At 43.4% G+C, this 14,514-nt stretch carries 13 protein-coding genes; 3 read left to right on the top strand and 10 right to left on the bottom strand.

Going from position 1 to position 14,514, the window contains the following annotated elements:
- Nucleotides 1–162 precede the first annotated feature (162 nt).
- The 3 genes from TW84_RS25140 to TW84_RS21010 all read right to left on the bottom strand — a co-directional run bounded on the left by TW84_RS25140 (nt 163) and on the right by TW84_RS21010 (nt 1,893).
- Nucleotides 163–681, bottom strand: a complete 519-nt coding sequence (locus TW84_RS25140) for a GNAT family N-acetyltransferase (protein ID WP_045977581.1) — start codon at nt 679–681, stop codon at nt 163–165.
- Nucleotides 682–862: 181 nt separating this feature from the next.
- On the bottom strand, nt 863–1,165 hold the full coding sequence (locus tag TW84_RS21015) for a hypothetical protein (protein ID WP_045977580.1): 303 nt from the start codon (nt 1,163–1,165) through the stop codon (nt 863–865).
- A gap of 245 nt (nt 1,166–1,410) precedes the next feature.
- The gene (locus TW84_RS21010; protein WP_045977593.1) at nt 1,411–1,893 is read right to left on the bottom strand and encodes an Lrp/AsnC family transcriptional regulator; all 483 of its coding nucleotides are present in this window, start codon (nt 1,891–1,893) and stop codon (nt 1,411–1,413) included.
- A gap of 121 nt (nt 1,894–2,014) precedes the next feature.
- On the opposite strand from TW84_RS21010, the gene TW84_RS21005 reads away from it, so the two are divergent.
- Nucleotides 2,015–2,614, top strand: coding sequence for a LysE family translocator (locus TW84_RS21005; protein ID WP_045977579.1), 600 nt, complete (start codon nt 2,015–2,017; stop codon nt 2,612–2,614).
- Between the two features lie 92 nt (nt 2,615–2,706).
- On the opposite strand, the gene TW84_RS21000 is transcribed toward TW84_RS21005, so the two are convergent.
- Nucleotides 2,707–3,609 carry an AraC family transcriptional regulator gene (locus TW84_RS21000; RefSeq protein ID WP_045977578.1) on the bottom strand — a complete coding sequence of 301 codons (903 nt, stop codon included), beginning with the start codon at nt 3,607–3,609 and terminating at the stop codon, nt 2,707–2,709.
- 401 nt (nt 3,610–4,010) lie between these two features.
- On the opposite strand from TW84_RS21000, the gene TW84_RS20995 reads away from it, so the two are divergent.
- Nucleotides 4,011–4,787: an alpha/beta fold hydrolase gene (locus TW84_RS20995; RefSeq protein WP_045977577.1), complete on the top strand. Its 777-nt coding sequence runs from the start codon at nt 4,011–4,013 to the stop codon at nt 4,785–4,787.
- 92 nt (nt 4,788–4,879) lie between these two features.
- Here TW84_RS20995 and TW84_RS20990 read toward each other — a convergent pair whose 3' ends face one another.
- The 4 genes from TW84_RS20990 to TW84_RS20975 all read right to left on the bottom strand — a co-directional run bounded on the left by TW84_RS20990 (nt 4,880) and on the right by TW84_RS20975 (nt 9,204).
- The gene (locus tag TW84_RS20990; RefSeq protein ID WP_045977576.1) at nt 4,880–5,764 is read right to left on the bottom strand and encodes a S41 family peptidase; all 885 of its coding nucleotides are present in this window, start codon (nt 5,762–5,764) and stop codon (nt 4,880–4,882) included.
- Between the two features lie 339 nt (nt 5,765–6,103).
- Nucleotides 6,104–7,135: a DUF1176 domain-containing protein gene (locus tag TW84_RS20985; protein WP_045977575.1), complete on the bottom strand. Its 1,032-nt coding sequence runs from the start codon at nt 7,133–7,135 to the stop codon at nt 6,104–6,106.
- A 299-nt stretch (nt 7,136–7,434) separates the two neighbouring features.
- Nucleotides 7,435–8,193, bottom strand: coding sequence for an isocitrate lyase/PEP mutase family protein (locus TW84_RS20980; protein WP_045977574.1), 759 nt, complete (start codon nt 8,191–8,193; stop codon nt 7,435–7,437).
- Between the two features lie 318 nt (nt 8,194–8,511).
- Nucleotides 8,512–9,204 carry a hypothetical protein gene (locus TW84_RS20975; protein WP_045977573.1) on the bottom strand — a complete coding sequence of 231 codons (693 nt, stop codon included), beginning with the start codon at nt 9,202–9,204 and terminating at the stop codon, nt 8,512–8,514.
- A 534-nt stretch (nt 9,205–9,738) separates the two neighbouring features.
- Here TW84_RS20975 and TW84_RS20970 point away from each other — a divergent pair.
- The gene (locus TW84_RS20970) at nt 9,739–12,009 is read left to right on the top strand and encodes a hypothetical protein (protein ID WP_045977572.1); all 2,271 of its coding nucleotides are present in this window, start codon (nt 9,739–9,741) and stop codon (nt 12,007–12,009) included.
- Nucleotides 12,010–12,140: 131 nt separating this feature from the next.
- On the opposite strand, the gene TW84_RS20965 is transcribed toward TW84_RS20970, so the two are convergent.
- Together TW84_RS20965 and TW84_RS20960 are read right to left on the bottom strand one after the other, a co-directional pair.
- Nucleotides 12,141–12,521, bottom strand: coding sequence for a hypothetical protein (locus TW84_RS20965; RefSeq protein ID WP_045977571.1), 381 nt, complete (start codon nt 12,519–12,521; stop codon nt 12,141–12,143).
- Nucleotides 12,522–12,948: 427 nt separating this feature from the next.
- Nucleotides 12,949–14,514, bottom strand: a 1,566-nt coding sequence (locus TW84_RS20960; RefSeq protein ID WP_045977570.1) for an Ig-like domain-containing protein, incomplete at its 5' end; no start/stop codon positions are given.

Here is a 14,514-nt window from a genome sequence, read left to right as displayed (position 1 = left end):
AGAGATAAGTAAACCACGGCAATTACCCTTCGGAGAAGAATAGCTCTGTGCTGTTCTCCCTATATGTTACCGCTGAGGCCGAAAGACCAACTTGCTCGTTGTGAAGAAGTCTTGTTTTAGAAAATGCGACGTTAAAAGGTAAGCAATACCATAGGTTTCGAATCAAGCTTCACGCGTTTCTTGGCATAAAAATGCCATCTTGTACTCCAATGTATTTGCATCACTAGACACTATCTGTTCAAAACCCAATTTCTTTAGCACTGAAGCGCTTCGAGTATTCCAGCCATGAACACCTGCCCAAATACTGCCTCGATAACCTGAGCGACCAAGATGTGCGAATAGTGATTTGCACATTTGTGTTGCGCAACCTTGCCCCCAGAATTGCGGATTAATCCAATAGGCTAGAGCCAAACTATCCCCTTGGGGCAGCAGCGTAACCTGACCAATAACTTGGGAATGAGACAATCGGCGACAGCTCCAAACATAACATTTGCCCAACCGCCATTCTAAAGCACATTTTGAGCACCAAGCTTCAGCTTGATGTAGTGTTTTAATTCTTGCTAAAGGCAGCGCCTCAGGAAATTGTTTTGAGCCGACTGCTGTTAGCAAACATCTAGCATCACTAATGTCTATTGGGGTGAATGAAAAACTTGAACATTCGAATTCTCTTGCGAATTTCAAACCAGCCTCCTGTATACAGCAATCCAGTTCAACAGCCAGCTAAGCAAGCAATGACCTATATGTTGTACCGAAAACAAATACGTATTTGAATACCGAAAAAGGACCATATTCAGCCACAGAATTTATATAGACATTCACAATACAAAACCTTGTCTTATCGCGACAACTAGATATGAGCGCACTATTCGTTTTCCTGAGTATCATAGCGTATTTGCTTGTCTATGCTCTTAATCCGGACGCCAACCTTATTGAATGCCTTTTGAATAGTGAGTGAGACATGCTGCGGGCCTTCTCCCACTAAGAAGTTAGCTCTATTTTGCTTCGTGTCGAATACGCACACAACTTCTAAGCTCTGAGGAAAAGAAGCGTATTTGACCGTATGAGTCACCCAAAGAAAGCCATCGTAGCTCTTTAACGTATCTTCACACACTTCGGTTAACACTTCTCTAATTTGATTTTCAGTCTTCTTATCTGATTTACGCATCAAGCACATTCCTATTTAACACTTATGACAATGGCTCTTTGGCCAGATTGTCTCAATCAATATCGGGCATTATGACGGTTTTCAACGCAAAGTCGCTATGTTATTCCCTGAAATCTCATAGCGTGAAGCAAACCGCTGACTTTTTTTGAAGGCAGTGGGTATAAGTGGTCGCCATTTATACCCTTAAGACCCGAAGTTGACCCTCTATCACAATGGTCTTGGAGCTAACGACAGTAAAATCGCCTTTAATTTAAAGGCAGTTGGAATGTACTTTTAATCTCTTTAACCGATACGTTGGACTGAATGGCGCTCACGCCTTTAACTCGTCGTATAGAACTGATCCGTTCAAAGTATTCATCTAAGTCTTTTGCTACTACCTGTACGATGTAATCTGCCCCACCAGCAATGCAGTGGCACATGGTAATCCAGTCTGATTCGGCCACATAGTCCTCAAACGGGTCCGTGTTTTCTACTTCATGACTTCCCAGCGTGACCAAAGTGAAACCCGAAACCTGAAAACCAAGTTTTTTACGGTTGAGTCTTGCTGCATAACCTTCGATGTAGCCTTCTTGCTCCATTTTTTTCCAACGTCGCCAACATGGTGTTTCGCTGAGGTTGACCTCTTCAGCTAACTTGCTGTTGCTGATGCGGCCATCTCGCTGGATACGTTCAAGAATGGAAAAATCAGTACTATCTAACTCAACATTGGTGGATTCTTTCTTTTTCATAGTATTTTTAGAAATTACTTGCTCAAATTGATTATTACCATAACCCAAATAGCAATTTTATTCCTACCAATATCGGTAGACTGAGTCTCATATTGAAACCATGACTTTACGGGAGTGAGCAATGAGTGCTCAGTTGATGACAGCGTTTCTGCTGTTCGCAGTATCAATTTCTATGACACCAGGCGCGGGTAATATCGCTTTGATTGGTCTTTCCAGCCGCTATGGAGTGAGCGCGACCTTACCTTTTATTGTCGGTAACGCCGTTGGTGTGATCGCCATTCTGGCGGGAGCGAGTGTCGGACTGGCTGGACTACTGGCTCTCTATCCGACTCTTTACTTGGCCCTCAAGTGGCTTGGTGCGGCTTATTTGCTCTATATGGCATGGGGGATTGCGAATATGGAGCTCGACAACAATGCCAGTGTGAAAAAGTCCGGCTTTTTGTCCGGCATAATGGTACAAATCCTTAACCCAAAAGGTTGGGTCGCTTCCATCACGGTGTTTTCTCAATTCGTTTCGCCAGCCAGCAACTATGTCGTTCAGGTCGTCTTTATTATTGGAGTGATGGTGATAACAGGTGTTATTGGTATGTTGATTTGGGCCTACTTCGGCTCAATGCTGACTCGCTTTATTGAGTCGCCGAGGAAGATGGTGGCAATCAATCGCAGCTTTGGAGCAAGTTTGGCTGCGGTGGCAATTTTTCTGGTTATTCAACCGAGCTAACGATACTTGAGCCATGAGTGGATAGTGGAAACAGACAACAAGCCTCCAGTTTGAAGGCTTGTTGTTTGCCGTTTGTTCAATAGCGCAGACTACTACTGTTTAATCGCAGTACAAAAGCTCACATCAGAGTGCTGAGTCTCTGGGTCATAGCTGTGATAAAGCTCGAAACAGGGACGATCATCATTTTCAATTCCTGAATCAATCACGTTACTCATTAGGTCATCCCATGCTTTAGAATACTGAGTATGCTCGGTGATCTTCTGGCGCATCACCGCGTAGTCACCCCCCGGAAAGTCCTGCAGTTCAATATTGCTCGGCACTTCAGTATCTTCTGGCACCATTAAGCAGATATCGGTGCGGCATTTATCATTCGGTGTCACTTCCGGATTGTCGTGAAAAATAAAGATGCAGGTGTTCCCTGCTAGCCCCTTCATTCCGGCCCACTGATAAAGACGACTGGATGGTTCCTGATACCCTTCGCCATAAGGTCCCGTCACTCGAACATAAGCTAATTTTGTTGCTGTAAAGTTTTGAATTTCCATTGCCTTGCTCCATATTGCTGGTTCGGAGTCAGTATATGGTTCGCCTCTCTCGACTTCGTTTCCATTCTTGCGCAATGTGTGTCCAATCTTGCTGTTTCGTGCTAACTCGGAAAAGTCTTGATAGTTCTCACAGTCTCTGAATGCCGTTGGAGTGACGCCGAAATGCTGGTTAAAGGCCTTAGCCAAACTTTGCGAAGAAGAGAAACCATACTCAAGCGCAATGTTGAGTATCGGCTGTTTAGACTTAAACAAATCGTCAGCAGCAGCGGCCAATCTGAGGCGGCGAATATAGTCAGCCAAAGTTTCACCCTGCACAGCTTTAAACGTACGGTGAAAATGGTATGGAGAAAGGTTAGCCAAGGCAGCGACCTCTGGCAGGTTTAAAGGCTGGTTGAAATGCTTTTCCAGATATCGAATCACTGGAATTAACCGCTTTTTGTAATCAACACGCATTACTTAGTACATCCTTGCTTGATTTGTTAGAAGCCTATCCCACAGCAAGCTGATTTCAAAGTCATGATCGAATAAATGTCTGGCGTGTACCGACGACTTGGTTTAAAAGTTTAGGTAAAAGCTCATCTCAAACAAGGACAATCATCATAGCGTCTCGTGAAGTAAATGAACGTTTCGTTGATTCGCTTTTTCAAACGGGCTTGCGTTGGCTCTACGCTATTCCCCTTCCGCAAGAATACTGACCAATCAGCCACAAATGGAGCGCCTTAGCGAAAATAGGATTGGCTACTGACAAACGTTGTCACCCGCATTGGTTATATTTCTAGTCAGCTAAACCGTTACCTGCCTATAAAGTTTGCTGAGTAACGCTGTAGACATCCAACCAAAGTGGGAATATTTACATGACTAACTGGACCATAGAACACCGGCAAAATCTCCAAATTGACGATGCACTCATTTACTTCGATATTGTCGGAGATAACACTAAACCTCCCCTAGTGATGCTCCATGGAGGAATCGGTAGCATTGAGGATTTTGATCAATTGGTGCCCTTATTATCGCAGCACTTTCAATTAATCAGAATTGACAGTCGCGGCCATGGTCGCTCTACGATGGGCAGTCGAGGGCTGACATATCAACGCTTAGAACAAGATGTGATTGCGGTTCTCGCCTATTTAAATATTCATGAAACCGCTGTACTTGGGTTCAGTGACGGTGGTGTCGTTGGCTATCGATTGATGGCATCGAACTCGGTAAGCATCAGTAAGCTTGTCACAATTGGAGCAGATTTTCAGTTAAAGGCGGGATCAACTCTCTACAATTTATTGTCTGGTGTCACAGGACAGAGGTGGAGGGACAAATTCCCTGATTCGTCCCGCCTGTTTACTCAGTTAAAACCGGATTCTAACTTTGACTTGTTCGTCGCAGACATTGTCAAAATGTGGACAGATACCAGTGTGTCGGGCTACCCAGGTGACACTATCGATTATATCGAAGGAGACGTGCTAATCATTCGAGGTGACGATGACTTCCTTTTCCCTCATTCGTCGGCATTGGAACTCGTAAGTCGACTAAAGCACCCATCCTTTGCCAACTTGCCATTTGCGGGCCATGAAGCTCATAAAGATCAGCCAGATCTTGTATACAAGGTGATGCAGCAGTTTTTAATTCGCCAATGAGTTAGAGCATTAAAGTCTCCTTAATGTTTACCATAGAGTTTTATGCTTTGCCGCTGATGTATCCTAGTTTGAAGGGTTTGTTGTGCTATTTTTTAATGCTGATCAAGAAAGTCCAAATCTGCATTTTTTAAACCTATTTTCTCGAATGCTACCTTCAGTGCATCGTCTGGATTTGTGGCAATATCGGGGATCACTCCGCATTGCTCCCAGTTTCGATTAGAAATCGGATTGACTGCTTTACCGACAGGAATGGCAACCGATAAGCCTAAAGTAAGCTCGAACAACCGACAAGGGTGAGCAGCACCGCCTGTTACTTCACCAATCAACACAGCTCGCTCTAAACATTGGAGGTTGTAACAGAACTCTTCAGCAGCAGACAAGGTATCTCGGCTCGTTAACACATATAAATTCAGATCAGGGTAGCTATTAATATCAGTCTCCGTCCACCATTCTTCTGGACTAGGCACATCTCGCCAATGAATTGTATTAAGTAAAATTGATTGGTTACTATCAAAAAAATATGACGTGATTAGCTTAACCATATCAGGGTGCCCTCCTCCATTCTTTCGAACGTCGATAATAAGGTGCTTCACGCCTGCCATTTTACCCATAGTTTCATGAGCAATTTGCGAAGCAAAAGAAGGAGAGCAAAAGCGAGATAGCTTTAAGTAAGCAACTTCGGTGGTAATAAAATCGAATTTTTCAAAGCCAAAGTTTGTACTCATGAATCGCTGTTCAGGAGGAACTAGAGAACCATTAACTATAATCTTGAAATGCTTATCCTTGCACAACGCGAGTACGTCCTGCGTTAACTTTTCTATAAAGCCCTCTATCAAGGTATCATCATGATATCTACCTCGATGATAGTTTTGCTGAAGCATAAAGTTCAACGCCTTACCTACCAAAGGTAAAACATAGTGCTCTTCGAGTAAGCGACCAAGCAAATCAACAACTTGTAGTTTTTCTATCTCTTTCATTTAGCTTCCTCTAAAGCCAGCAGTGTGCCAGATGATATATCGACCTATTCATAGATTGGCAAAATGCCAGACTCTACATTGATTAATCGACCGCTCATCAAAAACATACTTGGCGTGGCCTGTATTTAACGTGAGAAGTTAGCAAGGCAAATAGCACAGCCATGATGCCAAGTTAAATGGTGGAAAGTGCGCAATGAGCACGCTCAAACAACTAAAACGAACGTGGCCAATAAATATGAATTTAAGTTTAAAGCACCTCTAAAAATGAGGGTTTGGTACAACCTTGGTACCAAGGCCCTCAAAACACTGACTAAATCGGCTTGCGTCATAACAACATGGTTATTTATTCGAATCTTGCGCGAAGACCACTTCGCTCACCCAGGTAGGCATTGAGTCTATGCCTCCTGCGGCAATACCGCGACACAAACCCGTGTTCCTATCGCTTGAACGAACCATTTTTTCGCCATCATACAACCAACTTTCAAAACTCCAACAATCCCCCAACCCTCGGCCTTTATGAGCGGAAGATACGATGCCTTGCGAATACTCATTGCCGGAGATGTTGAGATATTTAGGTAGCGCCTCGTCACCTTCAGCCAACAACCAATAACTTGAACCATAGTTATAAGCGGCCATCCAACAGGATGCCTCAATTAACGACTGACCGTTGTTAAGCTTGGCAATGGCGATAGACGGCGTCTCTTCAAACAGCCTATGGCAACCGAGCTCATCTTCCACAACCTGATAGCTCGCGCGTAGTTGTGGCAGTAACCTTTCATACTGTTCAGACTCAGGATCAAGCGATTTCATTGCAGCATCGCCGCCAACACTGACAAGTTTGGGAGCAGCCTCAGCTCGACTGACCTTAGACTCAGCACGCTGACCTTTTGCGACAATGGCAAATGGAGTTTTGAGACGCCCCTGATATTCATCCATTCTGCGAAATACAGCGCTGGCCCCGCTACTAGACAACACCCAGTTAGATTGCCCATCACCAATTTCGATAAGTGCGTCTTTGGTCACCACCGCAAGAATCGCCTGAACCTGCATCGCGGTTAGGATGTCATGCTTTACCGGCCCCAAATCCTGAGAATCGATATAAAGATTGATCTGCTCGGGCCAATGTTCGAAATCATAATCGTCCCCCAGAAACACCTTGGCCGTTATCGGTGTTGCAGGACCGGCTTCACGAGTAAACATCACCGCTACAGGGTTCAGGCTCCCAATGTCTGAATAACCCGCCGCCCTACAGGTGCCTGTATTATCGCAAGCTAGATACCAGTCTTTATGTTGAAAACTCTCTCCTTCAAAAGCGTTTGCAGAAAAAACTACCAAACCTAATGAATAGATAGCAGGGCGAATATAGCGCATAATCTGATTTCCTTAATACAACCTGTATATTTCAGTCAATGAGTGCTTGGCTCTTTACCAGTATTACCAATACCCTATTCCTGTGACTATTAGGTACCTTTCACTCCTCGGCCGAGACGTACTTTAACAAATTACACTGATGTTAGAAGGGCTTGTTGAAAATAATCACAGCGTTCAAAACTTTATGTTGAACAAGCGACAACAAACTATAGACAACCATTAAATATAGATTGATAGATCTAGCGAGAAGATAAAGAGATAATTAAGTTTCAGCCAGGACTGGCTGAAACATAGTTAGGCTAGGCAAACAATGCCTCAAAAGACTGTTCGCTTTTAATTGAGAGTAAGATAGCAGATAAAGACGTAAGCATTGCCTCATGGACAAAATTGCCCATACTTATCCGCTTTACACCTAGTGCTTTCAGTTGTGAAAAATTAGGTAATCCCGGTAAACACATCACATTTATGGGTAGTGAGGTGATATCGACAACCGCTTTAATATCGTCTTTTTTATTAATGCCTGGTAGAAAAATACCATCAGCCCCCGCCTGTTCATATCGCTTAATTCTCTCAATACTTGCTGAAACAGGTTGTTCAACATCGAGTAGGAACACGTCACTCCTAACATTAATAAAAACATCAATACCCTCTTTGCGAATACATTCTCTAACTGTTTTTAACGTTTTACCAAATAGAGCACTATCACGCAGACTTCTTACACCATCTATCACGACACTGTCTTCTATATTGACGCCAACCACACCAGCATTAACTAACTGAATAATATTGTTTGCTACGATTTCAGGCGTCGCTCCATAACCAGATTCAAGATCGACGGTCAATGGCAATTTTGTCGCTGTGACCATTGCTTTTACAAGCGATAAAAGGTGTTCGAAACTGATGTTTTCTCCATCTTCTTTACCGAGATTTTTAGCGATTGCTGCACTCGACGTGCCTATGGCAGAAAACCCGACGCTCTCGGCGATCTTCGCACTTGGTACATCCCACACATTGCCGATAACAAGTGGCTCTACCATTTCATGCAGATTCTTGAACATGTCTTATACTCCCGTTGCTTTTTGTATGATTAAGTACAAGTCGATGCTAACAACGGAAGACAAATAAGATGCGTCATTTTCGGAACTGAATGATAAATGTCGACCGTGCTTAAGTTCAAACGCTCTGCGCGGAATGTTATCCAATAGGTTTATGTTTGTTTTCGTCGTTGGTCTATCGGCATGAGACTCAACGAGTGGAGTAGAAATGAGCTAGCCAAGGCCGCTAGCACCATTCAGAAAGACGTGGTTAGATAGGATGACGAAAGCAAGCATTGTGAACCTTTAAATGCTTGCTGGCTTTGAATGAGTATGACGGATTTAAGAAAACTCTGCTACTACCATCACTTTTTTCAGTTCGGGCTGATAGAAGACAATGCCCTCACCACCACCATCTAAGTAGGTATCAAAACTGAATGTACCCAAGAAAACAAACTCCTTACCGAGTTCCTCATCAAAATATGTAATTTCTCTTGTGCTCATTCGCTCGAAATCAGGACCACTTTCGTCATCCATAACATCATGATAGTGATCTAACTCTGGGTTATCTTCCATTTCATCGTAGAGCATCGCATCCCAATTCTCACCCAGTGGTGGCTGCCCTCCTAGCTCGAACAAAGGCGCTTTAGCCCCGGAAGCCAAGTCATGAGTTAGATATTCATTTTCTCTATAAAACACCGCCGATTTCCGGTAGTAGTCAGAGTAGTGTTCTTCAAGGTTATACTCTAGTGCATCCGAATAGTCGTCATCTAGCGCCCAACCGTCACTCGTCAACGAATAAGTGACAAAAGGGTAGTCGCCATCAAATACCCCTTGAATATTAGGCATCGCGATTAATATTTCATCCGTGCTCTCGTCATCAAATCTACTGTATGACAATAAGCCGATTGGCAACAAAGATTCTTGATCGAAGATAATATTATCTTGCACTGGAAATGGGATATAGCCTGCTACATGTTGTGCGACCGTTGTTGGAAATACTTTTAATTGTGTATCTTTTATTATAAATGACATCTGGTGTTATACCTGATTTTATGACTTTAATTTAATATACATGCTTAGCTCATTTGAGTTAAGTTTAAACTAACGCATTTTTATGATGACATTGACGTTTAGGTACCACGTAAAACTAAAATGTGAAACATTATAATACCTTGACTTCCGCACACCAGTTCAATCACAACAAAATAACAGAGAGTAAAATTGGAAAGCAATGTTAAACAGTGGCTAATTTTTAGTTAGTTACATTGAGTTTCTATTGCCTCAAACCATTGGGATGGAAAGCAATACATCTTCATTTCTTAATCCACTGTCTGAGCAATTTACTCACTATGTATTCGATCAAACAAAATAAAATTAAAACTATCAATAAAGGCTAATTCTATGTAGAGGAAAATAATATTCGACATGTACTCAAATAAACTCCGCAGAAAATCACGTTTATTGCAATAAATCTTACAACACAGGCCAAACAGTGAGATTATACATAGCAAATTTTTTGATTAGTCATTTGGACTGCAACTCGATAACAGTCAAGGTTTACCTTTCATGCAAGAGTTTTTAATAATAGCTAAAATCGGTCTACTTTTGTACGCCATCACGACTTTTTTCTCATATCAGAACCAAAAAAACCTTATAAAAGAGCAAAGAGCAAAACTATTTAGCAATAGACGAGATACCGATCTCTCTGAAGAAGAGCGCTCCGCTATCTCCGAACTTTGGGAATTGGAAGTCACTTCTTCAGAGGTATATTGCATTGATGAACCGTTTGAAATTCATGCGATTCCCTCTGAAGATAGCAAAGGCGAGGATATGTATGCCTTAGCACTGGCTAATTATCCCATCATGATGAGTGAAAAAGCGATAGACTATATCGAAGAGGGGAAAATATGTGCCGACGTAGTTTTGTTCGACGATATACTCATTATACTTGGTCTGAACGATTATCGCATTGCCGATGAGGTTAATGACACCCTGACCGAAGCGCCAAATACAGAGGTAAGTGACGCTCGCTCAGAAAACCAATTAGCTTCAGAGCAAACCGTTTTGGATCAATCATCGAACTCCGATAAACAAGGTAGCCTTCTAGATGGGGAAGTAAAGCCTGAGACATTAATACAAACACCAGAAGACAATGCGCCAATAGAACCTGCGGTATTCAAATCTGAACGCCCTGTGACGCCCACTGAAGCGCGCTATATCCATCTTGCTAAGCCTTTTTACAACTTGCTTGTGCCAGTGCTGCTGATCGCTGCCATCGGTATTTTCTTACGCATCACTGATCTTGGCTTCACCCTGTGGCCAAATTGGGTTTCTGCCGTGATTCTCGCTACCTTTTGTAGTGCCACACTCCTCTTGCTCATAATGGAAAGGTCCAAACCCGATCCGGCCACTCTGTCAGTGAAACGATATTTTGGTAAAATCATCGCAACAAACACGAAAGAGAATAAAACATGGATCGTGTTCATCGCGCCAAATGGCGAATCCAAGGAGGCTTGGATACCAAACCAATGGCAAAACACAGTAGCTTTAGATTGTGATGTTCAATTTGAAATAGAGCAGAGCCAATCTGCTGTTATGCGCATCGGTTTGAACACTATTTCGGAGCAAGATTCCGTTAAGAAAAAACCACGATACATCGCTGCAGCGATAGGCCTGTTATTTGGTACCTTTTTCATTGGAGCCAATACCCATTTTGAATGGCGAGAGGCTAGCCTAGCAATCTTAGACAATCATTCTTCCTATCAGATTAACAGCGTTTCTGACTGGCCAACAAACGGGCTTAGACCTGGTGATCACCTATCTATTACTCAGCCGCGCCTATGTTTGGATAGCCACGATAAAAACAATAGGTTGGTGTACTGCAAACAATTCGCATACCCTTTAGCTGAAGGAGATTTTAAAGTTACCCCTGATGCTTCGGTCATAGATGCGTATATAGAATTTGTTACCAACGCGCCTGACTTTGCACCCGAAATGCCGCAAAATGTATACAACTACATGGTATCACTGGCAAAAATGAGTAAAGGATTAGGTCTCAGCTACGGATATAATATTGGAGGCTATGACCGTATTCGCGAGCGCAGTGAAATGAATATGTTTACGCCTGAAAGTTTACAAAAGATCGCCAAGCACATCACACAGTATTGCCCCCTCGACGCTCCATCGACAGAAAGTCATCAAGTTGGAAATCCATCATTCAACAGCCTTCAATTAACTGATATCTGCACCGATTTTAAACAACAATTTGGGATGCTATGGCAGGAAGCAACAACCAGTACTTGTGATACCTCATTGTGCTGGCAAGAAGCACTTCAAGGGGTAGTACTGGTCAAGGATACGGCCGTAACAAACAGAGAAGATGATTACTTTTCAAGCTTGCGCCATTTGAAAAATGAGATTTGGCAATTAGCCAAAGCATCATTAGCACTTTCCCCTCTTGAACAAGCGTCTATCACTCTTGATTGGGTTGGACAGAATAATCAGGACATGAACAAGGTTGTCACACTGCGATATAAGCTAGACCGAGGCTATGAAAACAACCGTATCGAGCAGCTAAAAGAACTGCTGGTATTACAAACCGCAGCCGCACAGCAAAATATCGAAGGGACCATTTTAAGCGTGGCTAACAACGACGGTCGCATTACGCTGACAGTCACCAACAAAATCAGCGCAAAGCAAGCACTAGATACCATTATCCACCTGAGTTTAATCGCGTTTTTTGGCTTACTGGTAGCGCTATTGTGCCTTGCTTACTATCTGAGTGGTCAGCCTCGCAAAGGCAAGCCAGCTAAAGCACAAGATGCATGGATTAGATAGTGACGACTGTTATTTCATTTAACAGATAGAATCAATACTAAAAGGCCCTTTCTGTAGCGAAAGGGCCTTTTCATTTAAATAAAACGCGTGCAAAGTTACTGCTGAATAACTGGCTCTACCAATTGTCCCTTCTAATCTTCGAAGCAGGTGTAGTTCTTATTGATCATATCTACACCCGAAAGTAACAAGGTTGAATCTGGGAAATAGACGTCACGAATACCTGAGCCAAACATCACTTCTCTAAATGCTCGAAGTTCCACATTCGTGTAGCCACCATCGGATGGTCCGAATAATTGAACAATCGCAATAGGTGCTTTATCAAAGATAGATTTTGAGAACACTTCTTTAGACATCACTTTCACACAATGGTCAATTTCATAAAAATTACCCATTAATGTCCTCGGATGCGTCAATGCTTCGCACCGTTTAGTGACCGATTTATTGGTTTGGAGGTGAGTGGCAATCACTTCCCCTTTCTTAAATTGATAATGAATGTGGTTATTTCTAAACATTCACTCTCCTTGTCCATAAAAGATGACATTAAGTCGATGAAATACTTCCTCGACCATTTAATATGGCGATGAGCCCTGCGTCCGCCCTATTTAATAGGCTAGAATCCTGACTCAACAAAAATCATCGCCATCGACTTAGCAAACCATCATTTTTTCGAAACCCATCATAACGGAAAGCATCTCAATCGTAAAAACTTCATACTAATAAGCAACTTAAACAGAAAAGCGATGACAATAATGTTTAAGCGATAGCTAAAATATTGAGCTAGTATGCGACAGCGTAGTCACTAGATACGCTCGCTACATAAAGTGTTAGATCAATGAATAGTAAATAAGGCATTTCAAGCACAACTAGGCGGGAACAACCAAAACCACAGAGACCTAATTACCTATCGTGCCCGTGCTCTATCTTCTCATCGCTCACAGACTACGTCTCTGAATAACATGAGGCGAAATTCCAATATGATAAACCGTATACTGGTTGCGAATCGTGTATGTCACCAATGAACCTATACCGATACCACCAACCAGGCCAATCAGATCTTGCTGTAGAGGTCCAAGTGTATTCTCTACTATTTACCCAATTGAGACTGAAATAGTTGTAAACATGTTTTAGTTCATCGACAGTCGGTAAGCGCCAGTTGGAGCGTCCGAAGAGATTGAACTCGTTGTATTTACCACATAGGGCCGTCGCTTGGGAATGTTCGAATAAATAATACTTGCCATTATGATAAAGACTTCCACCAAGGCCAAGACTGTCTAGGTAAGCAATGGATGGTGTGGTAATAAATAGCTTGCGCTCGCCCACATCCAAGGTGTGTATACACTTGCCCGTGACATTGCTACCATCGCCACTGCATATATTAACCTCTACGCTATGGCTAAAACCGTTGTAAGCTGCTTTGATGCCAGTGCTTCCTTGATTGAGCCCCTTGACCAAACCATCGTGAGTTAATGACATCTCGTTGCCCCCTACGGGGGCCCACCAGGTGATCGAATCCGTCACATCAGACGAGGTGCCGTCACTGTATGTTGCTGTGGCTTTCATTTGCTGGGTGGCGTTGATCATCAACCCGACGGCGGGAGGCGTCAAGGTTAGCCCCGTCATTACCGCATTAGTCGTATCAACATCAATCGTGTTGCTAGTGATATTGTCTTTCACAGCGGTTACTGTGGTGGTGCCAACGCTCACCCCAGTGACTTGCCCTTGAGGAGTGACGGTGGCAGTGTTGGTATCAACTGGAATCCAAGTGACGGAGTCACTGATATCGGACGAGGTGTTATCGCTGTAAGTTGCGGTGGCGATTAAAGGTTGGCTATGCCCTTTGGCCACAGTGAGTTCGGTTGGTGATACGTTTATAGCGGTGAGCACGGCGTCGCTGACTGCTACATCGACGGGTTGGCTGGTGATGCTGCCTTTGACCGCAATGAGGGTAGTGGTGCCAATATTGCTGCCTGACAATACGCCTTTAGCGGTGACCGCTGCGATACTGGTATCGATAGGGAACCAAGTGACGGCTTCACTGACATCTGAAAAGGTATTATCGCTGTATGTGGCGGTCGCGGTTAGCGTTTGGTTTTGCCCTTTGGCGATATTAACCACCGAGGGTGTGACGTCAATGCTGGTGAGCACCGCATCACTGACCTCCACGCTCACAGATTGACTGGTGATACCATCTTTGAATGCGGTGAGGCTAGTGGCTCCAACATTGCTGCCTGATAATACGCCTTTTTCAGTGACGACTGCGATACTGGTATCAGTAGGAATCCAAGTGACGGAGTCACTGATATCCGATGAGGTGTTATCACTGTATATAGCGTTAGCCGTTAAAGTTTGGGTTTGCCCTTTCGCGACAGAGACCACTGAAGGTGTCACGCTAATTCCTGTGACCACCGCGTTTGAGACATCGACGCTGACGCTATTGCTGGTGATACCATTTTTAACCGCGGAGAGGCTGGTGGCCCCGACGTTCACTCCAGTTACTTTTCCTCC

The organism is Vibrio neptunius (genome assembly GCF_000967495.1).
GTDB lineage: Bacteria > Pseudomonadota > Gammaproteobacteria > Enterobacterales > Vibrionaceae > Vibrio > Vibrio neptunius.
Note: the sequence above shows the minus strand (reverse complement) of the source record. Positions and strands in the feature narration are given on the sequence as shown.

Excerpts from the sequence above, each read along its gene's own strand:
- TW84_RS20975 (WP_045977573.1), bottom strand. The coding sequence starts at position 9,204 with ATGTCATTTATAATAAAAGATACACAATTAAAAGTATTTCCAACAACG.
- TW84_RS21000 (WP_045977578.1), bottom strand. The coding sequence starts at position 3,609 with ATGCGTGTTGATTACAAAAAGCGGTTAATTCCAGTGATTCGATATCTG.
- TW84_RS21010 (WP_045977593.1), bottom strand. The coding sequence starts at position 1,893 with ATGAAAAAGAAAGAATCCACCAATGTTGAGTTAGATAGTACTGATTTT.
- TW84_RS21005 (WP_045977579.1), top strand. The coding sequence starts at position 2,015 with ATGAGTGCTCAGTTGATGACAGCGTTTCTGCTGTTCGCAGTATCAATT.
- TW84_RS21015 (WP_045977580.1), bottom strand. The coding sequence starts at position 1,165 with ATGCGTAAATCAGATAAGAAGACTGAAAATCAAATTAGAGAAGTGTTA.
- TW84_RS20995 (WP_045977577.1), top strand. The coding sequence starts at position 4,011 with ATGACTAACTGGACCATAGAACACCGGCAAAATCTCCAAATTGACGAT.
- TW84_RS20980 (WP_045977574.1), bottom strand. The coding sequence starts at position 8,193 with ATGTTCAAGAATCTGCATGAAATGGTAGAGCCACTTGTTATCGGCAAT.
- TW84_RS20990 (WP_045977576.1), bottom strand. The coding sequence starts at position 5,764 with ATGAAAGAGATAGAAAAACTACAAGTTGTTGATTTGCTTGGTCGCTTA.
- TW84_RS20965 (WP_045977571.1), bottom strand. The coding sequence starts at position 12,521 with ATGTTTAGAAATAACCACATTCATTATCAATTTAAGAAAGGGGAAGTG.
- TW84_RS20970 (WP_045977572.1), top strand. The coding sequence starts at position 9,739 with ATGCAAGAGTTTTTAATAATAGCTAAAATCGGTCTACTTTTGTACGCC.
- TW84_RS20985 (WP_045977575.1), bottom strand. The coding sequence starts at position 7,135 with ATGCGCTATATTCGCCCTGCTATCTATTCATTAGGTTTGGTAGTTTTT.